The organism is Thiospirochaeta perfilievii (assembly GCF_008329945.1).
Taxonomy (GTDB): Bacteria; Spirochaetota; Spirochaetia; order DSM-2461; family DSM-2461; genus Thiospirochaeta; species Thiospirochaeta perfilievii.
Genome location: NZ_CP035807.1, coordinates 1,444,248 through 1,466,881, shown reverse-complemented (window position 1 = coordinate 1,466,881; position 22,634 = coordinate 1,444,248). Strand labels below are relative to the sequence as shown.

Below are 22,634 nucleotides of genomic sequence, written 5' to 3'. Positions count from 1 at the left end.
TTTTTGTTCATTATACATCTCTTGAAACCTCACTTATCAGCATAATAACTCTTCATTGAAAAGTTATAGACTATAAAACTTAGAACTGCAGTAATAAGAAAAATCATTACAGAAACCGCACCTGCTAAACCAAAATTTCGACTAAATAGGTGTTTGTTTAAATACATTATTAAGGTCATTGTTGTTCTATTTGGAAGACCATCACCCTTTGTTAAAATTTGTGGTACATCGAACATCTGTATTCCACCTATTAAACTAGTAATCATAACAAATACTAAAATAGGTATTAAAAGAGGTATAATTATCTTAGAGAATATCTGTCCCGATGTAGCTCCGTCCATTCTTGCAGCTTCGAAAAGACTCTCATCTATTCCTAGAATTCCAGCCATTAATAAAATAGTTGTATTTCCATACCACATTAAAAAGTTCATTAAGGCTATTAATCCTCTAGATGTATTTGTCATAGATAGATATCTAATAGGTTCGTTTATCAATCCAGCGCTAGTTAATATACTATTAATTGGACCTGCATCTGAAAAGAGAGTAAAGAATAACATAGAGAATGCAGCAGCCATTATAAGGTTTGGTAGGTATATAACCGTTTTGAAAAATGATTGACCTTTAATTTTTAAAGCACTACTTGCAAACCAAACTGAAAGTAGTAGAGATACCACTATTTGAGGAACAAAGCCAAGTAACCACATTATTAAAGTATTCATGGCATATTTTGGAACACCTGCATTTGTTAATATCTCTTTATAGTTGTCTAAACCAATAAATGTTGGTCCTACCTGGGTAAGTCCAACCCTATAGTTTTCGAAAAAACTGTTGTAGAAGGTAGAAAGAAGTGGTATTAGAGCAAAAATTGTATAGATTATAAAGAAGGGTGCAAGAAAAAGATAACCCCACTTAGAATAGCTAATAAATTTTTTTTTCCTCAAAGTTTTATTGAGCATAAATTTCCCTCGCAAATTATAAAGGGGGGATTATTCCACCCCCCTGGATTTATTAATAGTTAATCTATTTTGATAAGTTAGGGTAAAGTTCTAATACTGCTGTATAGAAGTTATCCCATGCTTGCTCTTTTGTTACAGTTCCATTGAAATAGTCACTAAAAGAGTTCATTAGTTTTTCAGTCATACCTTGGTCATATGCACTCATACTGCTTCTATCAATACTTTTTGCAGATTCTAGGAATTCTGCCATATGGTTTTGTCCACCTAAGAAACTATTTTGATAATCAGAAGCAGCTAATCTAGCCATTGAAGCTTCGTTATTAGTAAAGTCACCTTTGTCTTGAGCTATTGCAACTAAAACATCTTCATCTACTGTTAAAGTATACATAATATCTTTAATAAGGTCTAAGTTGTCACTTCCTGCAGCTCCACAGATCCATGTTCCACCCCAGCTAAATCCCTGTGGTCCTTTTACTAATCCCCAGTCTCCATAAGATCCGTTTCCAATAGTTTTTTCTGCATCTGGATCATCTAATGTTGCAGGTCCTAAACAGAAATCTACAAACCAACCTGGTCCAAAGTAACCAAATACTCTACCGTCAACTGCAGCTCCACCCCAGCTTTCAGCTGACCAAAGGTTTGCTTTATTATTGTAACCTAAATCCGTATACTCTTTTGTCATATCAATCCATCTTTCAATTGAAGGATCAATGTTAATTTTATTTCCTTTAACCCATTTACTACTCATGTTGTCAGAGAAAACTCTAAATGCGTCATCGTAACCACTTAACATAAAGTAGTCTTTAGCCTTTGCTTCAGCTGCGACACTGTCAAACTTATCCCATGAATCTAAAGCTGCTTGAACATCTTTAGGGTCTGATGATCCAATAACATCCTCTGCAATAGATCTTCTGTAGATAAATCCTCCTGGACATGCTTGCCAAGAAACACCTTTTAAAACACCCTTAGAATCAGTCATTATATCTTTAGTATACTGGTACTGATTAGCTAAATCTGAATCTGTTAAACCAATAGTTTTATTAACGTCTAATGTATATGGAGTATCAACATATTTTAATGCGTAGTCTGCTTCTACTAAAAATATATCAATTTTTTCATCATTTGAAACACTATCTTGTGCTAGTAAAGCTTCATCAAGTTTGTTTTGGTAAGCGTTATCTGCATTTGGAGTAATTATCCAATTTACAGTTACATCAGCAGGTAATTTTGCTGCATAATAATCGTTGAATCTTGTTTGAAACTCATCATTCCATGCATAGATATTTAATACCTTGCCTTGGTCCATTGATTTTGAATCCTCTTTGTTTCCATTAGCAAATACTGATGGTACAAACAAACTAGCAATAGCTAGAGCAAAAAAGAATCTTGTTAATTTTGTCATGTGCTTTTCTCCTATTTTTTGTTTTTCTATAAAAGTTTCTATTAGAAACTTTTATCTAACTTTTAAATAGTAGGGGTTGGAAACTAATTTGTCAAAGTATTTTTTTAAAAAAATATATAAAAAGTTTTTTTTGGAAACTATTTAGGTGAATATATTATGTTTTTGGCCTAATTGAAATGTGCTTATATGTCTTTTAACGGTTTTATACAAAATAAAATAAGCTATATATATGAATATAGCTTATTTTATTTTTTTATTAGTTGTTCGAGTTTAATAGTTTTTTAATGTTGTTTAATCTTGTACAAAATCTGAAATGGGTATTATTTTTCCATCATCAGTGAAATCCAATTTTGCATATTTTACTGATCGTTTGTGGTTTACTCCTCCAGATAAGGAGCAATCGTGGTAAAACAGATACCAGTCACCATTCTGTTCAACTATGCTGTGGTGAGTTGTCCAGCCTATTACAGGTTCTAGTATTGTTCCCTGATAAATAAATGGACCATAAGGTGAATCTGATATAGCATAAACAATTTTATGAGTAGTTCCTGTAGAGTAAGAGAAGTAGTATTTCCCTCTGTACTTAAACATCCAAGGACCTTCGAAGTATCTTGCATCCTCGTTTCCTGCAAGGAGCAAGTTTCCCTTTTTATCTAAAATTTCTATCTCCCTTGGGTTCTCTTCAAACTCTTCCATAGATGAATCAAGTTTGGCAATTCTAGGTAGTAGTGCTAGATCATCCGGTTTAGGTTCTGTTCCGTCTTTATCAAATTTATCTGTTTTCCAATTCTGTAATTGACCTCCCCACAGTCCTCCGAAATAGATATAATAGGAGCCATCATCATCTCTGAAAACTGCAGGATCTATACTAAAACTGCCTTTTATATAGCTTTTATTAGCTTTAAAAGGACCATAGGGTCTGTTGGATTTTGCAACACCAATTCTAAATATTCCTTTGTGATCCCTTGCAGGAAAGTACAAATAATACTCTCCATCTTTTTCAGCTGCATCAGGAGCCCACATCTGTTTAGATGCCCAATCTACACTGTTTATATGTAGAACTTCTCCATGATCTGTAACTTGAGCGCCTGGTTTCTCCATGGAGTAGACATGGTAATCAGTCATACAGTACTGATCTCCATTATCGTTACTTTCCATCTCTATATCTAAGTCATGGGATGGATAGAGGTATATTTTATCTTCAAATAGATGGGCTGAAGGGTCCGCTGTATAATTGTCTGTTATTATTACTGTCTTTTCCATAGTTAACCCTTTACAGCTCCTACTGTTAAACCACTAATCAACTGTTTTGAAAAAGTTATTACTACAATTATAATTGGAGTTACTGATATTGCTATTCCTAGATAGATCGCTCCAAAATTTGCTTCGTATAATCCTCTAATATTAGAAACAACTATAGGCATTGGAAATTTATTTGCAGAGTTTAATAATACTAGAGGGTTGATTAGGTCATTCCACTTGTTTATAAAAGTAAAAATTGACATTGTGGCTATAGAAGGCATTGCCAAAGGTATTATTATTTTATTAAAAATAAAAAATTCTCCAGCACCATCTATTAACCCTGCTTCTATTAGGGAATCTGGAATACTTGATTCGATATAAGATTTAATAAAAAATACCATGGCTGCATTTGCTATATTGGGTAGAATTAGTGGTAGATAGCTGTCTATAAGTCTAAAATTTACCATTAAATCATAAAAACCAATAAGTCCAAGTTGTTGTGGAATCATCATAGTTCCTAATATTAACCAAAATAGTACATTCCTACCTTTGAACCTAAATTTAGCAAAACCGTAGGCTGTTAATGTACTAAAAAAGGCTGATAGCAATACTGCAGGAACTGCAATGATTACACTATTTGCAAATCCAAGCCATATATTTACCTTACCTTGAATTATTTCATAGTTTTTTAGAAGCTGGTCCCCAGGGGTTAACCATATCCCTTGAGATATTTCTACATTACTATGGGTTGAGTTTATAACCATCATATAAAAAGGTACTATGCAGATAAAAGCAATAAATATAAGAAACGTATATAATAAAACTCTTTTTAAAGGGTTCTTCTTTTCTAAAACCATAATTTACTCCTTTTCTCCTAAAAACTTGAAAATAAACGCAGATAAAATTAAAATAATAATAAAAAGTGCGTATGCTAATGCTGCGGCATAACCTAGGTTGAAGTTTTTAAATGCTTGATTATATAGATATAACACCATTGTTAATATTGAGTTGTCCGGTGCTCCCCGACCATTTGTTAATACCTTAGGAATATCAAAAATTTGCAGTCCTCCAATTAGTGAGGTTATCATTACGTATAGCAGTGTAGGTTTTAGTAGGGGTAGTGTTATTTTAAAAAATGCCTGTATTCTAGAAGCGCCATCTATGTGGGCAGCTTCGTAGAGCTCGCTTGATATAGCGTTTAATCCAGCCATCATAATTATCATAGTGTAGCCAAACCACTGCCACCACTGAATAAATGAAACAGAACCTTGGACAATTATACCTTTAGATAGATAGTTAATTGGTTCTGAAATAATATGTAACTTCATTAATGCATGGTTTAATGTTCCAAACCTCCAGTCTAGTAAAACGGCGAATAATACACCAATGGATGAAGCAGTAACCAGATTTGGTAAAAAATAGACCGTTCTTAGAATTTCCCTTCCTTTAATTTTTGTACTTGTTAAGATTACACCTAACAGGAGTGCAAAAACAATTTGTGGAATATAATTCATAATCCATATATAAAAGGTATTTCCAATTGCTTTGTAGAAAAGCTCGTTTGTAAATACTCTGTTAAAGTTTGCAAACCCTACAAACTCACTCTTAACTATATTTATGGGCTTATACATACTTAAAATAAATGTATAAATTATAGGGTATACTTGAAATGTTAGCATTGCTATAAAATATGGCAATATAAATAGATAACCCTTGTTATCACGATTTTTGAAAAAATTCTTAAACACAATAAACTCCTTCTTTTTTGGATTATTCTATCTATGTGTTATAAAACGGGTATCATTCTGATACCCGTTAAAATAATATTTAATAATGTATTACTCTACATCTAAATCAGGAAGAATTTCTGATACTGCTTTTTTAAAGTCTGCGACAGCTTCATCAAAGGTTTTACTACCAGTTACATAAAGTTCAACCTGGTCACCCCATGCGTTTTCGATTTGAAAATCCCATGGACCCCTCATGCTAACATCGATTTTTTTAGCTTCTTTAGCAAAGTACTCATAGTGATTTTGTCCACCAAGGAAAGGCTCGGAAAAAGTTGGTTTTACTTTTTCAATTACTTTAGTATTAGAAACAAAGTCTCCAGTCTTCTTAGCCCACTTTTCAAGGAAATCAGCATTGGAGCCGATGAACTTAACAAATTGATATGCAAGCATTTTTTGATTACTCATACTATTTACACCTATCCATGTTCCACCCCAACTGTAAGATGCTGGTGGAACAGCTAGACCCCAATCTCCTGAAAACTCTTTTTCCCCTTTATCTGCTTCTGGCTCAGCATTTGGCTTAAGAACATAGTGTAGACCCCATGTTGGAAGTATGTAACACATAACAGATGCGTCTGCCATAGATGAAAACCAAGGTGGTTGCCATGTAGTAGTTCCACTCTCTATATTGTTATCCCTCATCTCTTTAGATAACTTCATGTAGTCATAAAACCCTTGAGGAATATTTAACTTATTATTAACAACATATGGTTCATCTCTTAGGTTGTAGATAAATTGTGACATATCGCTATAACCAGCTAATAAAAACTTCTCACCATTATATTTATCATTAATCATTGATCCTAACTCATAGAATTTACTAAGGTCACTTGTGTATTTTGAAACAGTAGCTGGATCATCTGTTCCTAATACCTCTTTTGCTATACTACGTCTGTAAAATAGAGCCCCTGGAGTAGCCTGCCATGATAAGGCAGTTACTTTGCCATTAGCGTCCTTAGTTGATCCTGGAACATATGGAACTAGGTCTCCTAAAAGTTCATCTGCATTGTAAGGTGCATCTGAAATTGGTTCCCAAAATCCCGCGTCTATAAATTGTTTGTAATATGCCGATTCACCTGTAAATACATCTGGACCACCAGCACCTGATCTTAAAGTAGTATTAATCTTGTTAAGGTATACTTCATCTGCGTTTGGTATAACTACAGATTCAACTTCAATATTTGGGTATACTTCATTAAAATATGGAATCATACCCTGTACTTCGTCTGTAAATGACCATAGGACAATTTTACCCTTAAAGTCAGCAGGCGCCATTGTGTCCCAATTATCCTGGGAAGTTGTAGATTTTTCGGTGTTCGAATTTGCCAATAAAAACCCTGCGGATAACAGGACTAAACTAGCCAACATCAAAATTTTTTTCATTTGTCTTTCTCCTTTTTCAAAATTGATTCCTAATTGATTCTTTTAAAGGTATCTTTTAGGATTGTTTAAATTTATGATATGAGTGAATTTTTCATATGTCAAACGAATTTATCAATATTATCTAATATTTATGGTATCTTTTATGCTAAAAATAAGACTTTATATGAATATGATAGGTATGTATTAGGAACCTTTTTGTTTTTAATGTTTGTCAACTTCCCCCTCGACAACATATTTCAAAAAATAGATAATTACTTAAAAGGGGTATAAATGGATCTTAAATATAAACAAGTTATTGATTACCTTTTAAGGTATTTTTCTGTAGAAAGATATAAGGAAGGAGATAAATTACCAACAGAGTCCTCCCTTATGAAGGAATTATGTGTTGGGCGTAATACTATTAGAAAAGCAATCACTGAAATGGAAGTCGATGGAATTGTTATAAGAAAACAGGGTAGTGGAACTTTTTATATTGGACATAAAGAAGAGGGTGTATCGAAGGGAGGATTAGTTGGATTAGCTAATTTTTCTGGTTTGGGTTATATTTATCCTCAAATAATAAGAGGGATAGAGGATGCTCTTTATGAAGAGGGGTTCTCTTTGGTTGTGGCTACTAATAATATGGATTCATTAAGAAATATATCTTCATTAAAGATGGTCTTAGACCAGGGGGTCAAGGGCCTTATTATGGATCTCTCTAGAAATATTGATGGGGAAATTGAAACTCCCGCAATGGAATTAGTACGATCAGTTGGTATTCCTGTTACTACTACTCATTGGTCAGGTTACTCTGAAAATTTTTCCACAGTGGCTTTAGATGATGAACATGGCGGGTACAAAGCTGTTAAATTCCTAATTGATAATGGACACAGAAATATCGGTATAATTTACAAATCCGGTGTCCAGGCAGGAATACTTAGATATGAAGGTTATGTTAGGGCATTAAAGGAGGCAGGAATCCCATTAAATGAGGAATTTATATCAACATTTAATGAAGATATAGACGGTTTAGATATTGAAGAGTATGGAGTCTTTTGTACAAATGAACTTTTAGAAAGAACAGGTAATAAATTAACAGCAATATTTTATTTTAATGACCTAATCGCCATTGAGGGATACAAGGCTATAAACCAATACGGTTTAAATATTCCTGATGATATATCAGTAATAGGCTTTGATAATTATATTACAGGGGCATCCATTTCTCCTCCTTTAACCACTTTAGATCATCCAAAAGAAGATTTGGGATATTGGGCTGCAAAGTTTTTAGTAAATGAGATAAGAGGCCAAAATAGTACCCACCCCAAAAAGCTTATTTTTGAACCTAGCTTGATTATTAGAGAAAGTGTAAAGAAGATTTAGATTATTATTATTAAAAGAGGGGAGTTTTTCCTCCCCCCCCAATTCTATTTATTATGCTTATTTACTAATAAATTCTAGAATTTCTTTAGTAGCAGCTTCCGCAACAAAACCAAAGTGTTTTGAAACATCTTTATAACTTCCAGACATTCCAAAAGTTGTAATATCCCTTACTAGAATATTATCTCTATAAAATGCTTTATTACCCCTATGGGATGCAGCTTCCATTAGATATATTGGTCCATTTCCAAGAATATTGTTAACATATTCAGAACCTTGCTCTTCAAATTTTTCTAAGCAAGGTATTGAGACTAGTCTAACACTTTTACCCTTAGACTCTAGCATCTCTTTACTCTCTAATAGGGTACTTACCTCTGACCCTGAGCCTACAAGGGTAATATCTGGAGTAGTCTGAGTATCAAGTAGAACATAACCACCCTTTTTAAATCCTTCATAGGCTTTAGCTCTATCTAGTTCTAAACCAAATAGCTTCTGATTTAAGACCTGTCTTGTTCCTAGTATTACAGCTGGCCCCTCATTCTCCATAAATTCAAGATAAGAAAAAGCCATTTCCATATCATTTGCAGGTCTATATGTATATAGTCCTGGAATTAGTCTTGTTGCCCCTAGATGTTCAATAGGCTCATGGGTTGGACCATCTTCCCCTACATATATTGAGTCATGGGTAAAAACAAATAGGTGGTTTAATTTCATAATTGAAGCTAGTCTTACTGCTGGCTTCATATAGTCTATAAATGTAAAAAATGTTGATGTAAAGGGGATAAAATCTCTACTTAGAGCTAAACCGTTACCAATACCACCCATTGCAGCTTCCCTAATACCAAACGCTATGTTTCTACCAGAAAAATCATCCCTTGTTATATAGTCTGCCCCTTTTACAGTGGCTTTAGTTGAAGCTACTAAATCTGCGCAGCCTCCAATTATTTTTTGTGTATGTTTCGCAACAATTTGTAGTACATCTGCCGATGTGTTTCTAGTTGCATCAGCTTTAGCACTATAGTTTAATAGTTCGGATCTTAACTCTTGTGTTAAACCTGTAGATCTGTACTCTAGTAATTCTGCATACTCTTTAGGGAACTTTGTTTTATAATCATTAAACATAGTTTCCCAACTTGTATAGTACGACTCTCTTTTCTCTAAAACATCACCAAGAGCATCTTTAAAATTAGAAATATTAAAGAAGTCTCCAGTTAGAAGTTGTTTTTCTAATAACTCTTGGGCTTCAACTTGATCACTAGTTCCAGCAACAGATTTTAAATCGGAGTTTTCAACTAAGTAGGCAATCTCTTTTGCTCCAACTGGCGCACCATGAGCTTTGTGACTACCAAGTAGACTATTAAGCCCCTGACCAATTTTTGTTTTAACAATTAAAAGTTTAGGTTTACCTGATTTTGAATCCCTAAGAGTAGCTAATTTATTATTAACATCCTCAATATCGGTTCCTAGGGGTGCCTCTAAAACTTCCCAACCTAAAGCTTGGTATCTACCTTTAACATCCTCTCTAAAAAGATCCATTGATGACTCGTCAATCGTTACACTATTATCATCATATATTGCTATTAAGTTATCTAGACCAAGTGAGCCTGCGATAGATGCTGCCTCATTGGTCATTCCTTCCATTGTACATCCGTCACCCATTAATACATAGGTTTTATAGTCGAATAGATTATAGTCTGGTTTATTAAATCTAGCCGCCATCATTTTTGACTCTATTGCAGTTCCTACAGCGTTGGCAAAACCCTGTCCTAGAGGTCCTGTTGTAGTCTCTATTCCTAGCTCTAATTCATACTCAGGGTGACCAGCTGTTTTTGAGTGTAACTGTCTAAAGTTTGCAAGATCACTTACTGAAAAGTCATAACCAAAAATGTAATTTAATGAGTATACTAGCATCGAACCATGGCCTGCGGACAAAATAAACCTATCTCTATTCATCCAGTCTGGTTTCGCCGATGTAGCCTTCATTAAATTCCCATAAAGAGAGATCCCAATATCAGCACAACCAAGTGGAAGACCAGGGTGCCCTGAATTTGCCCTCTGGATTCCCATAGTTGAAAGATATCTTACATAATCTCCTAATTGTTTTACCTTATTTACTTCTATATTCACAATCATCTCCTAAATTATTTAAAAACGACACTTAGAGTTTCTAAGTACTTAATATAATTTTTATACACTTCATTATACTTTGCCACATCGATTCCGGGTTTGTACCGTAATTCATTTTTACTAGTTAAGTAATCCTTTACTAGCTTTTGGATATCCTTTTCTCCACCCTCTTTATGATTCAGAGCCCAAAGTGCTTGTATTGCAGCTCCTAGAGCTCCAGCTTCAGAGTTATCTGTTACAACAATTGTTGTATTCATAATATCCGCAGCTATTTGTCTCCATACTAAGCTTTTAGATCCTCCACCTGTTAAGATAATCTCTTTAGGTTTAAAGCCTAGTTTTTTAAAGCTATCTAGGCCATATCTCATTCCTAAAATTGCAGCTTCCATTGATGACCTTAAAATATTTGATGGAGTTACATTCTCCATATCCATACCTACTAATGTTCCTTTACCGTTGGGTAGATTTGGTGTCCTCTCTCCATTAAAGAAGGGGAGTGTTATTAGGCCTCCACTACCAGCCTCACTTTGGCTTGCAATATCATCAATTTCAGAAACCTCAATGCTTAATAATTTTCTCATTATTTCAGTGGAGACTGTACAGTTCATTGTACACAGTAGTGGCAGGTATCCCCCTGTAGATGAGCAAAATGCTGCAATATTCCCATCTTTATCAATAACTGGTTTATCAGAGTAACCGTATAGAGTTCCAGAAGTTCCAAGACTCATGGTCATTACACCATCGGATACAACTCCAGTTCCTATTGCTGCAATCATATTATCCCCACCCCCTGAGGATACTAAAATGCCCTGGGGAATTCCAAAGAGTTTAGATGCTTCTTTTGTTACATAACCAGCTGGCTCATGGGCCTCAACTAGTTTTGGTAGAGCTTCCATTAAATCTCTATCACTATCAAGGGCTTCTACTACCTCTTTACTCCAAACTCTTTTTCTAACATCTAATAACGCAGTACCTGAAGCATCACCATACTCCATTACCAGATTGCCAGTTAAAACATAATTAAGGTAGTCGTGGGGTAGAAGTATTGTTGCCATTTTTTTATATATGTCTGGATGGTTCTCTTTAAGCCATAAAATCTTTGATGCTGTATAACCGGCATATACTGGGTTTCCTGCCTTAGATATAATCTCATCAATTCCACCAACCCTACTATTTATAGTATTACATTGTTCTCCGGTGGAAGTATCACACCATAGTTTTACTGGACTTAATACCTTTCCATCTTTATCAAGGGGAACAAAACCGTGTTGCTGACCTGAAACTCCTACAGCTATGGCACTTTTTTTTATTTTATCATCAATTTGATTAAAGGCCTTTACTGCAGCATCTATCCACCAAGAAGCTTCCTGTTCCCTTGATCCATCCTCTCTACTTATCAGTTTATGTGGAGCTGATGCAGTAGCTACTATCTCTTTTTTTTCTACGTCAAAGAACAGAACTTTTGTACTCTGTGTCCCATTATCAATTCCAATTAATGTTTTCATGTAATAAATTATTGGGTCAAAAATAGACTTAAACAATGGACATAAATGACAAAACATATATATTATTGACATTATGATCATAAAAGATGCTTTTTTTGTTTACCAGTTAAGTTACACAACTGATGTGGAGTGGCATAACAGGCTCCACTCACACCCTGAAAATGAGTATGAATTACACTATTTTCTCCAGGGGGAAGGGACTTTTAAAACTGGGCAGACAGTTTACAATATTTCTAGAGGGTCTCTATTTTTAACTCAGCCCCATGAGATACACTCAATAAAAAGTACAAATATTTCTAGACCATTAACTTACTATGCAATACTTATTAAGACTGAAGATAGTGATGAAGAGATTAAAAAGCTACTGGATAGTGATTTAAAAAATAGTAACTATTATAAGATAGGAACAAATTACCGTTTCTTTTTTGAAGAGTTAAAGGATCATGGACTCTCTAATAGTCGAAACCTGCAAAGGGCAGCCAATTATCAACTTTTATCATTTTTATATAAGTTAAATGAGAGTCCCTATGAGGTCAATCTAGGAGAGAATGAGAGTATTCATATTGAAAAAGCGCTTATGATTATGCAGAATAGTGTTTTTCAGGAATTGACACTAGGGGAGCTAGCTGAAAAACTAAACCTAACTGACTCCTATTTTATTAGGTTATTTAAAAAGAAGATGAAAACAACACCAATGAAGTATTATACTAAGCTTAAAATTGAAGCTGCTTCTTCGATGTTGGTTTCATCTACAGAATTGATATATGAAATTTCTACAAAGCTACGTTTTTATTCAGAATTCCATTTTAGTAAGGTTTTTAAAGCCCACACTGGTTTCTCCCCAAGACAGTATAGAAAAGAGTATCGAGAGTTAGTTTAACTACGCCTCGTCTAACCATAATATCGATGTAACTCCTCTAGGGTAGTATAGACTTCCATGGGCAACTCCTGACTTCATCTGGTCACTCCATGCATATGGTAGATTCTCCTTTTTTAACAACCACATCATATGGGCATTATCAGCGTCAACTCCTGTGGCAGGAGTCTTAATGTCTAAAATTTCCCTAGCAACATACTGACAAAGATAAATTTTTGATAACCAGGAGTTATCTGCTGAGCTAGATAGTTTCCATCCATTATCATTGTATAAACATATTCCCTTTTTTAAAACGTTATTAAAATGCTCTTTTAAAACCTTTATTAGAGAACCATATTGCCCTGTTTCTGAGACACTCTCAAACATTCCTAGATAGTATGGGAAAACTAATCCCTCAATAGCTGGAATAATTTTAGAGTCACAGCTCTCTCCCATAATAGCTGGAATATAACCTTCATTATTAAAATGAGACTCTATAGTAATTGCAGCTTTAACAGCCTGTTCCTTACATGTTACTGATCTTAATCCATCAAGTAACGTTTCCATTGATATATATGCAGCCCATGACTTTACAGCCATATATAGATTGTTTCTAGACTGTCCAAGGGACTCGTCTAAACTATCATATGTTGTAATTTCAGCCCCATTAAGTGTTCTTGAACTATCTAGAGACATTATTCCATTTCTCTTTTTGGGGTCAGGATTATCTCTTTGTAACATTGAATCAAGGCAGGCTTCGAAAATTACCTTATTATCTTTAAGCCAATTAATATCCCCCGTTTTTTTTATATAGAGGGCCCCACATAATACCCAGTTTATTAGTTGTTCATGGGTCATATGGGAGAAGCAACCCTTAAGTCCAAACTGCTCATAAGTCGAGTACTCAGGCCTTGATATATGATTTTCTCTACCCATATCGTGGGTAAAGCTAATGCCTCCATCATAAATATTCTCTTCCCCTGGGAAGTGTAGCTTATCTACATAACTATATCTTTTTACAAACATATCCAGTTCGTTTTTAACCGTCCATGGATTTTGTTTTAATTCAAAAAATATTTGATCCACTGTTAAATCGAAGGTATTCATCATTCTATATTCACCCTCATTTACAACCCAGAATGGACTATTATCCCAATCTAGCAGTTGGGTTGAACCAAAGTAACTTCTTATAGAGTGGGCTAACTGGAATCTTTGGGCACTATTTAGTTTTGGGGAGTCAAAATCTTTATCAATATCTGCTGTTAGCTGTTTGTACTTATTAAAATTATTAAGTGCGTAAATACCAACACTACTGATTGTTTTGAAAAATCTGCTATACCAGTAGGATGTCTCTTCTCCAGAAGTAACAATCCCATCCCTAAAAAAAGTTATAGCTATTTTAAATGATTTCTTGCTTTTTGGAGGAACCTTAAACTGTAACAATCCTGTTGTTCCTAGTCCAAAGTTGTAGTTTTCTCTAATCTCTTCTTTTATAATATCTTCTGCAGAGAATCCAGAAGCGGGGATTGCATCTTTATCGTTTGTAAAAATCCCTGTACTCCTTCCCTTTGCAAGTCCCTTATATCCTAATGGAAGGTCATGAATAATATTTAGAGAGTCGGTACTATTTCTTGGGGTGTAACCAAAAACGGCCTTTCTCTCCTTGGAGCATTCCCTATTATCAATAATTAATTCAACCAAAACTCCTGGACAGTATGTAAACATCTGTTCCTCGACACTACTGGTCGTAGGATCTACAGCAGTTACAGGTGCGGATAAGATTTTAAATGTTAGATCTTCTGCTGACCATGTATCGCTTCCTGTTTTAAAATCCCGAGATATGGAGCTGTCCTTAAAAACAGAGATGAATGATTCATTTTTTTTATCTTCATCATTAAGAGTAGAATCATGATCATATCTATAGCTCTCACTCTCTTCATATTCAAAAAATGGAAGTAGCTTAAATTTTTCATTATCCCTATTTTCTAAACCTATATATACATTTTCACAGGCGGGGGTTCCCATTTCTAGACCTAATCCTCCAGACCTACCTTTGCACCCTAGGGTAAAACTCGAATGGGCTCCTAATGGGGCATGAAAGGCATTGAAAAAAATACTCATAATTAAATCTCCTTTTTTTCAAAATAACACTGAATCACCTCCTTTAAAATAGATGAAATAATATATAATATGGACAAAATGATCTATTTTACAGGACACTATAACCGACAGATTAAACTTCTCCCTGAGGTTTCAGATTTTGGATTTATCATAAACAAAACTGAGACAGTGTATCAGACATTTAACTCATGTAATTTCTCTTTTATTTTAAGGGGAGATGGATGGTATGTTTCTAAAGGGCAAAAAATAAGGGTTACCGCTCCAGCTATATTAATACAGTGGCCTGGGGAAGCAAATAATTATGGACCAGATGATACCTGGGATGAGTACTTTATTATGTATAAGGCAGGTTATTATGACCTTCTAACTAATAGTGGGATTTTTAATATTAATAAACCAGTTCTTAAGTTAAATAGTTTTCAGAAGTGTTCAAAGTTGTTATATGAAATTGAACATCTACTTAAGGCAAAAAATACTATTTTCCCTGCTGATAGGTTAGATCTACTATGTTGGAGGTGTATAAATGAGTCTTTCCTATACATACCAACTGATAAAACTTCATCTAAGGAGAAATTTATTAATAAAATAGCTGAAAATATTAAGGCTGATCCATTAGGTCATTTTGATTTTAACTTGATAGCCAGTAGTAACGGAATGGCTCTACCTACATTTAGAAGGTACTGGTTAAAGTATATTGGTGTTGCTCCAAATAGATTTATTGGGGACTTAAAACTATCTCTAGCATGTGATTTACTAATAAATAGTGATCTTCTGGTTTCAGAAATAGCTAGAGAGTTGAAATTTCAAGATCCTCTATATTTTTCCCGTTTTTTTAAAAAGAAAAGTGGATTTACACCCAGGGAGTACAGGGAGACCTACAAGTTTATTTAAGATAATAACTTTTTGATCACCCCACTTAATTCCGCTATTTTATACGGTTTTTTTATAATAAAATTCAGTCCATGACTCTTCATAAAGTTAACAGCCTCAGAGTCTGAATACCCAGTAGAGAGTATGACCCTAACATTTGTATTAATGTCCATTAGATTGATAAATGTTTCCTTCCCATTCATTCGAGGCATCATATAGTCTAAAATTACTAAGTCAATATTCTCCATTTTATCTTTATAGATATTTATTGCGTCGAACCCATCATTAGCCAAAATGACACTATAACCAAGGGACTCTAATATATCTTTAGCTAGAATCCTATTTATCTCCTCATCATCAACAAAAAGAATTCTCCCCTTTCCTCTCTCTACGGTACTGCTACTTGTCTCTTCCCTCTCTTCAACTATTTGGGATGTTGGAATATATATTTTAAAGGATGTACCATAACCATAATCGCTTTCGACTTCAATTAAACCTTTATGGGTTTGTATTGTATTATAAACAGCAGCTAGACCAAGACCTGTTCCTTCCCCCAGACCCTTAGTTGTATAAAAAGGTTCAAATATTCTTTCTTGAACTTCCCTCTTCATACCTATCCCATTATCTTCAATTTTAATAAGAATAAATTTACCAGGCTTTAGATCAAAATCAATTCTATTACAATCTTCCACATCTAAGCGTATATTTTCAGTTTTGATTAATAATCTTCCTCCTCCCTTCATTGCATGATTAGCATTAATACAGAGATTAAGTAAGCTGCTATGGAGACTAGACTCATTCCCAAAAACATTGTAATCCTCAGCTTCTAATTTTGTTATTAGAGTTATGGATTTGTCCATTGTCTCTTGCAATATAGCCTCTGTCTCTTTAATCATTTTGTGGATATCTACACTTTTTTCTGCTTCCTTGGTATTTTTACTAAATGATAGAAGTTTTGATACTAGGGATTCTGCATGGGTTGAAGCTTTTAAAATCATTTCTACATATTTTAACCCCTTATTATCTAAGTACTTCTGAGTCATTTTAATTAGTTGGGCAGAGTTAATTATACCACTTAAAACGTTATTGAAGTCATGGGATATACCTCCTGCTAACTGACCTACAGCATCCATTTTACTCTTATGTAGTAGTTGCTTTTGTAGACTGATGTTTTCCTCTTCCTGTTTTATTGATGTTGTTATATTTGTTGCTGTTCCAATAACAACTGGAGAATTAAATATCTCTTCATCTAATGGTGTTAGAATTACCTGTAACCACTGTTCATTATTATCATAATCTGAAAAATTTACCTTTGTTGTATGTTTTATTTGAAAATAGTCCTTAGAGTTCAGCTTGCTAAAGAAAATTTCATCTAAATCGATATCCCTCATAAAACTTAGGATTTTATATGAGCTACCAATTATAGGAGTTTTTTTTACATCTACAATCTTCATATCGACATTATTTCTATGAATAATTTTATTGTTTATATCAATTACAAAAATAAAAGAGGAAACACTATTTATAATATTTTCTAGTTTTTTTTCACTTAATAGTAGTTCATGAGTCCTTTTTCTAATTTGTACCTTAAGGGATCTAAGCCAAATTATTACAAGTATAACTACTAGAGTTAGTGGACCTAATAGATATATTAAAACCCTTTTTATTGGTTGTAGATTTAAGGAACTTGTAGTTTCTAGCTCTCCAAACCACTTTGTATAAATCTCTCTATACTCACCTGTTGATTTTAAAATGGATAACCCTTCATTTATTGATAGTAGAAGTTTATTATTATAATCCATTGTTCCATAATTAAGCTCAGGGGATAATACCGCATTATGTCCAACTATAATGTTTTTTATCCCATTTTTTTTAACCCAGTAGTTAGCTGGGATTTGTGCTAACAAGGCACAATCTCCAACACCATTTGATAGTAGTTCTAAAGCGTGGGAATAGTTTTTTGCCAATATTATATTGTTATTTATATTTTGGTCATTAAGATACCCCTCCATAATATCACCCTTCATTACAACTATATTTAGGTTTTCAAGGTTATCCTTTGTTAAATTTTTATACTCATCCTCCCTATGGACAATAACATGTTTTATTACAGTATGGGGGGATGAAAATGCTAGGGTTTTAGCCCTTTTTTTAGAGTAGAATAGTCCCTGAACAACATCAATTTCGCCATTGTTTAGTTTGTTATAGATATCACTCCACTGGCCTAGTTGTATATATACTTCTAAATTCATCTCTCTGGCGATAGCCCTAGTTAAATCTACATTATAACCGGCAGGTTGACCATTTTTATCAATATACTCATATGGAGGATAGTTATTATCACCTCCAAAAATTAACAATCTTCCCGAGTCTCTTAGCTTATAATTTGCTAAAAACCACTTGCTTTGAAGTTTTTCAAATGTACCATTTGCTATTACTATTGATAACCCTTCATTTAGTATACTTAACAGCTTTGTATTTCCCTTTGTTACAGCAAAAGTAAAAGTTTGTTTAAAATCTTCAACTAGATTATCAGAGATTATTAAGTTCTCTAATTTCAGCTGACTTACTAATTGATGTGCTAAATATCTTTGTATAAGAACAGCATCAACTTCCCCCTTAGATAACATTATTAGTGCTTCTTCAAAGGTCTCTGTTAATATTGTAGAAAAGCCCAAATCCTTATGACTATCAAGATACTCTTGGGCATTATCACTTTCCATTACTGCAATGCTTTTATCCTCTAGCTGCTCTAGCCTCTTTGGTACCATGCTACCTTCTTTTACAACAAATGAACCATGCATTGTTAGATATGGAATTGTAAATTCAAATATACTTTCCCTTTCAGGTGTTATCCCTACTACAGGTAGTACATCGATGCCCCCATTTTTTAATTTTTGGAATACTTCACTCCATGGTGCTATTTGGTATTTGTAGCCATAACCCATAACTTCTAATGCTGCATTTAGTAGTTCTACTGAAAAACCTTGAGGATTATTATTGTTGTCAACAAAGGAGTAGGGAGGGTATGAAATTTCACACCCTGCGACAACTGATTGTGAGTACAACTGTGGAGTTATAAAAATTAAATATAAAATAAATGTTGTGTAAAAAAACTTTTGCCTCATATTCAAAAGTATATGAAGCCTTTTCCTTTTTACAACTATTATTTCTTTTTTTAAAGATTCTCTCCGTTACTCTCTATAACTTTTTTATACCAATAACCAGAATCTTTTATTGTTCTCTTTTGGGTATTAAAATCTACATGGATTAAACCAAATCTCTCTTTATATCCAAAGGCCCACTCAAAGTTATCCATTATTGACCAGTGAAAATATCCTTCTATTTCTACTCCATCTTCAGCCGCTTTTTTATACTCCCTAAGGTATCTGTGGGTAAAGTCTATCCTCTGTGGATCGTGAACTTTTCCATCAATACTTACCCAATCTTTATTCGATAATCCATTCTCTGTAATAATTAAAGGACTAGAGTATCTCTCATAAAGGAATTTCGGTCCCCAATAGAGTCCTTCAGGGGTTACTCTCCAGTTAAATCCTGTTAATGCTTCTCCTATTTCAGGTCTTTGATGTTCTGGATTACCCTTCTCATCTGCCTTAATATAGGACCCCTGATAGTGGTTGTTACCTAGAAAATCAACTTTCTGACTAATAGTTTTTAGGTCTTCCTTCCATGTAGGGGGTAGGTATTTCTCTGCTTCCAATAGCCCATCTTTAGGGTATTCTCCAAAATAGACAGGGTCTAACCACCAGGTGTTTGACCAACCTGAGAAGTGCTCTCCATTGTTATTACTAAACATAGCTTCCCTTGCAGCAACTATACTCCTGGGGTTATTATCTGCTGGTATAAATACATTACACACTGGGGCCATCCCAACTTTTGCTTCTAATTTAGAGAACTCTCGAATCATCTTTACACTTTTCCCATGAGCTAGTAAAACATTGTGGATTATTGTTATTATATCTCTCTTTTGAAGTTTTAAGCCTGGGGCATGCTCTCCTGTTATATGACCAAGTCCTACAAATACTTGGGGCTCATTAAGAGTGAACCAGTGATTAACTCTATCTGATAATCTCTCTACTACAGCCTTAGTATACTCTGCAAACCAATTAGAGCTCTCTCTATTTAACCAGCCTCCTTTTAAATAGAGTTCGTAGGGGAAGTCCCAATGGAATAGTGTTGGGAATGGTATTATATCGTTAGCTAATAACTCATCAACTAGATCACTATAAAAATCCAATCCAGCTTGGTTTATTTTTCCTATTCCATCTGGGAGAATCCTTGGCCAGGATATTGAGAACCGATAGGATTTTAGTCCCATCTCTTTCATTAATGCTATATCTTCTTTATACCTGTGGTAGTGGTCGCATGCTACTTTGCCGGTGTGTCCCTGATATATCGCACCAGGCTTTTCTGTTAAGTGGTCCCAGGTAGACATCCCTTTCCCATCCTTATCCCATGCTCCCTCTATCTGATATGAAGCTGACGCAGCACCCCATAAAAAATCTTTTTTAAAACCCATAATTTTTTCCTTTTATTTTAAAATAGCCAATGAATGTTTAGGTAAACATTATAAACTAGATATTAAAGAGTTAAAAGATGAATAGAGGGAGTATATACACCCCCTTAGTATAAACTATCTTAACTGATCTAGGCTTAATGTTTTATTTTTTAAACCAGATAGATCTATAATTTTCCCACTATTATACTGAATACTCCACTCTGATGTATCTCCTTCTGCTTTAATAATAAAACTATCCCCACTTCTACTGATTGTTACTTCTAATGAAACTGAGTAGTCACTCTCATTTATTACAGTTTTTACACTCTCACCATCTTTAAAGTTAAAAGCTTTTAAGATTACACCCTTAGAGTAGGTATACTCTGTAGTTTTATCTCCACTATTCATGGGGATAACAGAGCCATTTCTTACCATTAGAGGGATAGACATATAGTCGTAGTTTTCACTGTACCACTTACTTCCTTCTCTTATTGACCCATCTATTAGAGATGTCCACTCTCCTTTAGGAAGATAGTAGGAAACATCTCCCTTATCATTAAATATAGGGGCTACTAAAAGATTGTCTCCTAACATATATTGCGTATCTAAATACTTACATGCTGGATCTTCTGGATATTCTAAAACCATTGCTCTCATCATTGGAACCCCAGTATTAGATGTGTAAATTGCACTGTTATATAGGTATGGCATTAAGCTGTTTTTTAGTTTAGTAAAGAATCTTACAACATCTACAGCCTCTTCATCAAAATTCCACGGAACTCTGTATGACTCTGAACCGTGAAGTCTACTATGGGTTGATAGTAGTCCAAAAGCTGCCCATCTTTTATATAGATCCGCCTCTGCTGTCTGTTCAAACCCCCCAATATCGTGGCTCCAGAAACCAAACCCGGATAGACATAGGGATAATCCTCCCCTTAGGGATTCAGCCATTGAGGTGTATGTCGCAGAACAATCTCCACCCCAGTGAACAGGGAATTTTTGTCCACCAACTGTAGCAGATCTAGCAAATAGCATCGCCTCTTTTTCACCCTTAGCTCCCAATAAAACTTCATATACAGCCTTATTGTATAGGTAAGTATAGTAGTTATGCATTTTAACAGGATCAGAACCATCAAAATAGACTACATCAGTTGGAATCCTCTCGCCAAAATCAGTTTTAAAAGAGTCTACACCCTGATTTATTAGCTCTTTTAATTTTTCTTGATACCACTTTGTTGCATCTGGATTTGTAAAGTCTACAAGCCCCATTCCTGCCTGCCACAGGTCAGTTTGCCATACTGATCCATCTGGGTTTTTAACAAGATAACCGTTTTGTGCTCCCTCATCAAACATATATGATTTCTGAGCAATATATGAGTTAATCCATAAGCAGTTTTTAAGACCTTTATCCTTTAATCTTTTTAACATCCCTTCTGGATCTGGGAAAACTTCTGAATCCCATTTAAAGTCGCACCATTGAAACTCTTTCATCCAGAAACAATCAAAGTGAAAAACTTGCAGTGGTATGTCCCTATCTGACATACCATCAATAAATGAGTTTACAGTATCTTCATCGTAACTAGTCGTAAAAGATGTTGTTAACCATAGGCCAAAAGACCATGCTGGAGGTAGTCCTGGTTTACCAGTTAAGCTAGTATAATTTTTAACAACATCTTTTAGAGTCTCCCCTCCGATAATAAAGTACTCTATAGATTCCCCGGGAACAGAGAACTGCACTCTAGATACAATTTCTGACCCTACTTCAAAAGATACTTTTTCACTATGGTTTACTAATATTCCATAACCCTTATTAGATAGATAAAATGGAATGCTTTTATATGATTGCTCGCTGCATGTTCCTCCATCTTCATTCCATGTGTCAACTACTTGTCCATTTTTAACAAAGGGAGTAAACCTCTCTCCAAGACCATATATCGTTTCGTTTACATCTAAGTTTAATTGCTCTTTAAAATAGTTAGAACCATCATCTTTTTTTACAAAACCTGCACCTTTTAACTGGCTTCCTGTAATAACTTTATCACTATATTTAATCTGTGTTTCCCATTTTTTGTTATCTTTGATAGAGAATTCTAAGTTTCCTGATTTAAAAGAGACAGAGTCTTGTTTGTTTTGTATTATAGGCTTTACACTTTTTTCGTTTAGTTCAAATTTAGGGCTATTATCTATTCCACCTTTATGATGATACATTTTAACCTTAATAATATCTTCCATAGGGGATGTTAGCTCAACAGTAAGTTGTGGTCTGTTTAGGGTATCACCCCTACCTGTAATTTTAGCTGAGGGAGCAAAAAGGGTTAATTTATTATTATCTTCTACACCATCCCGAACTTCCATTGGACTAAATACTGTTACATCATCTTGAAGTAACCAAAAACCGTTTGTGAATTTCACAGGTTGTCTCCTTTATTAACTTTATATAATAATACTATAATGCTTAGAATGATTTATATGTCCTCTTATCTTGCCAAAAAATAATACTATAT

The 22,634-nt window shown here is 34.3% G+C and carries 15 protein-coding genes; 3 read left to right on the top strand and 12 right to left on the bottom strand.

From position 1 onward, the window contains the following. Window positions 1-29 precede the first annotated feature (29 nt). The 6 genes from EW093_RS06680 to EW093_RS06655 all read right to left on the bottom strand — a co-directional run bounded on the left by EW093_RS06680 (window position 30) and on the right by EW093_RS06655 (window position 6,773). Window positions 30-941 (bottom strand): carbohydrate ABC transporter permease, encoded by a 912-nt coding sequence (locus EW093_RS06680; protein ID WP_246745081.1) that lies wholly within the window; start codon window positions 939-941, stop codon window positions 30-32. 79 nt (window positions 942-1,020) lie between these two features. After that, window positions 1,021-2,358, bottom strand: a complete 1,338-nt coding sequence (locus tag EW093_RS06675) for a type 2 periplasmic-binding domain-containing protein (RefSeq protein WP_149567641.1) — start codon at window positions 2,356-2,358, stop codon at window positions 1,021-1,023. A 291-nt stretch (window positions 2,359-2,649) separates the two neighbouring features. Further along, entirely contained in the window at window positions 2,650-3,621 is a 972-nt protein-coding gene (locus EW093_RS06670) for a glycoside hydrolase family 43 protein (RefSeq protein WP_149567640.1), read from the bottom strand. A gap of 2 nt (window positions 3,622-3,623) precedes the next feature. Then, a complete protein-coding gene (locus EW093_RS06665; RefSeq protein WP_149567639.1) occupies window positions 3,624-4,457 on the bottom strand; it encodes a carbohydrate ABC transporter permease in 834 nt (277 codons plus the stop codon). Window positions 4,458-4,460: 3 nt separating this feature from the next. After that, complete coding sequence (locus EW093_RS06660) at window positions 4,461-5,348, bottom strand: carbohydrate ABC transporter permease (protein WP_246745080.1); 888 nt, start codon at window positions 5,346-5,348, stop codon at window positions 4,461-4,463. Window positions 5,349-5,438: 90 nt separating this feature from the next. After that, window positions 5,439-6,773 carry an ABC transporter substrate-binding protein gene (locus tag EW093_RS06655; RefSeq protein WP_149567638.1) on the bottom strand — a complete coding sequence of 445 codons (1,335 nt, stop codon included), beginning with the start codon at window positions 6,771-6,773 and terminating at the stop codon, window positions 5,439-5,441. Between the two features lie 270 nt (window positions 6,774-7,043). Here EW093_RS06655 and EW093_RS06650 point away from each other — a divergent pair, with 270 nt between their 5' ends. Further along, window positions 7,044-8,135, top strand: a complete 1,092-nt coding sequence (locus EW093_RS06650; RefSeq protein ID WP_149567637.1) for a GntR family transcriptional regulator — start codon at window positions 7,044-7,046, stop codon at window positions 8,133-8,135. Between the two features lie 57 nt (window positions 8,136-8,192). On the opposite strand, the gene EW093_RS06645 is transcribed toward EW093_RS06650, so the two are convergent. Together EW093_RS06645 and xylB are read right to left on the bottom strand one after the other, a co-directional pair. Beyond that, window positions 8,193-10,259, bottom strand: a complete 2,067-nt coding sequence (locus tag EW093_RS06645; RefSeq protein ID WP_187759862.1) for a transketolase family protein — start codon at window positions 10,257-10,259, stop codon at window positions 8,193-8,195. 14 nt (window positions 10,260-10,273) lie between these two features. After that, entirely contained in the window at window positions 10,274-11,764 is a 1,491-nt protein-coding gene (gene xylB, locus EW093_RS06640) for a xylulokinase (protein WP_149567635.1), read from the bottom strand. Window positions 11,765-11,837: 73 nt separating this feature from the next. On the opposite strand from xylB, the gene EW093_RS06635 reads away from it, so the two are divergent. Further along, window positions 11,838-12,644 (top strand): AraC family transcriptional regulator, encoded by an 807-nt coding sequence (locus EW093_RS06635; protein ID WP_149567634.1) that lies wholly within the window; start codon window positions 11,838-11,840, stop codon window positions 12,642-12,644. Here the strand turns inward: EW093_RS06635 and EW093_RS06630 are convergent, their stop codons facing one another. Then, window positions 12,645-14,741: a glycoside hydrolase family 52 protein gene (locus tag EW093_RS06630; RefSeq protein ID WP_149567633.1), complete on the bottom strand. Its 2,097-nt coding sequence runs from the start codon at window positions 14,739-14,741 to the stop codon at window positions 12,645-12,647. Window positions 14,742-14,819: 78 nt separating this feature from the next. Here EW093_RS06630 and EW093_RS06625 point away from each other — a divergent pair, with 78 nt between their 5' ends. Then, window positions 14,820-15,632 (top strand): helix-turn-helix domain-containing protein, encoded by an 813-nt coding sequence (locus tag EW093_RS06625; RefSeq protein ID WP_187759861.1) that lies wholly within the window; start codon window positions 14,820-14,822, stop codon window positions 15,630-15,632. Here the strand turns inward: EW093_RS06625 and EW093_RS06620 are convergent. The 3 genes from EW093_RS06620 to yicI form a co-directional block, all read right to left on the bottom strand. Further along, window positions 15,629-18,739, bottom strand: coding sequence for a transporter substrate-binding domain-containing protein (locus EW093_RS06620; protein ID WP_149567631.1), 3,111 nt, complete (start codon window positions 18,737-18,739; stop codon window positions 15,629-15,631). The genes EW093_RS06625 and EW093_RS06620 overlap by 4 nt on opposite strands. A 50-nt stretch (window positions 18,740-18,789) precedes the next feature. After that, complete coding sequence (locus EW093_RS06615) at window positions 18,790-20,151, bottom strand: GH1 family beta-glucosidase (protein ID WP_149567630.1); 1,362 nt, start codon at window positions 20,149-20,151, stop codon at window positions 18,790-18,792. 114 nt (window positions 20,152-20,265) lie between these two features. After that, the gene (yicI, locus tag EW093_RS06610; protein ID WP_149567629.1) at window positions 20,266-22,542 is read right to left on the bottom strand and encodes an alpha-xylosidase; all 2,277 of its coding nucleotides are present in this window, start codon (window positions 22,540-22,542) and stop codon (window positions 20,266-20,268) included. Window positions 22,543-22,634 lie beyond the last annotated feature (92 nt).

Bases quoted from the DNA above. Each gene is read 5' to 3' on its own strand.
- EW093_RS06635 (WP_149567634.1), top strand. From the start codon at position 11,838: ATGATCATAAAAGATGCTTTTTTTGTTTACCAGTTAAGTTACACAACT.
- EW093_RS06615 (WP_149567630.1), bottom strand. From the start codon at position 20,151: ATGGGTTTTAAAAAAGATTTTTTATGGGGTGCTGCGTCAGCTTCATAT.
- EW093_RS06665 (WP_149567639.1), bottom strand. From the start codon at position 4,457: ATGGTTTTAGAAAAGAAGAACCCTTTAAAAAGAGTTTTATTATATACG.
- xylB (WP_149567635.1), bottom strand. From the start codon at position 11,764: ATGAAAACATTAATTGGAATTGATAATGGGACACAGAGTACAAAAGTT.
- EW093_RS06675 (WP_149567641.1), bottom strand. From the start codon at position 2,358: ATGACAAAATTAACAAGATTCTTTTTTGCTCTAGCTATTGCTAGTTTG.
- EW093_RS06620 (WP_149567631.1), bottom strand. From the start codon at position 18,739: ATGAGGCAAAAGTTTTTTTACACAACATTTATTTTATATTTAATTTTT.
- EW093_RS06625 (WP_187759861.1), top strand. From the start codon at position 14,820: ATGATCTATTTTACAGGACACTATAACCGACAGATTAAACTTCTCCCT.
- EW093_RS06650 (WP_149567637.1), top strand. From the start codon at position 7,044: ATGGATCTTAAATATAAACAAGTTATTGATTACCTTTTAAGGTATTTT.
- EW093_RS06670 (WP_149567640.1), bottom strand. From the start codon at position 3,621: ATGGAAAAGACAGTAATAATAACAGACAATTATACAGCGGACCCTTCA.
- EW093_RS06655 (WP_149567638.1), bottom strand. From the start codon at position 6,773: ATGAAAAAAATTTTGATGTTGGCTAGTTTAGTCCTGTTATCCGCAGGG.
- EW093_RS06630 (WP_149567633.1), bottom strand. From the start codon at position 14,741: ATGAGTATTTTTTTCAATGCCTTTCATGCCCCATTAGGAGCCCATTCG.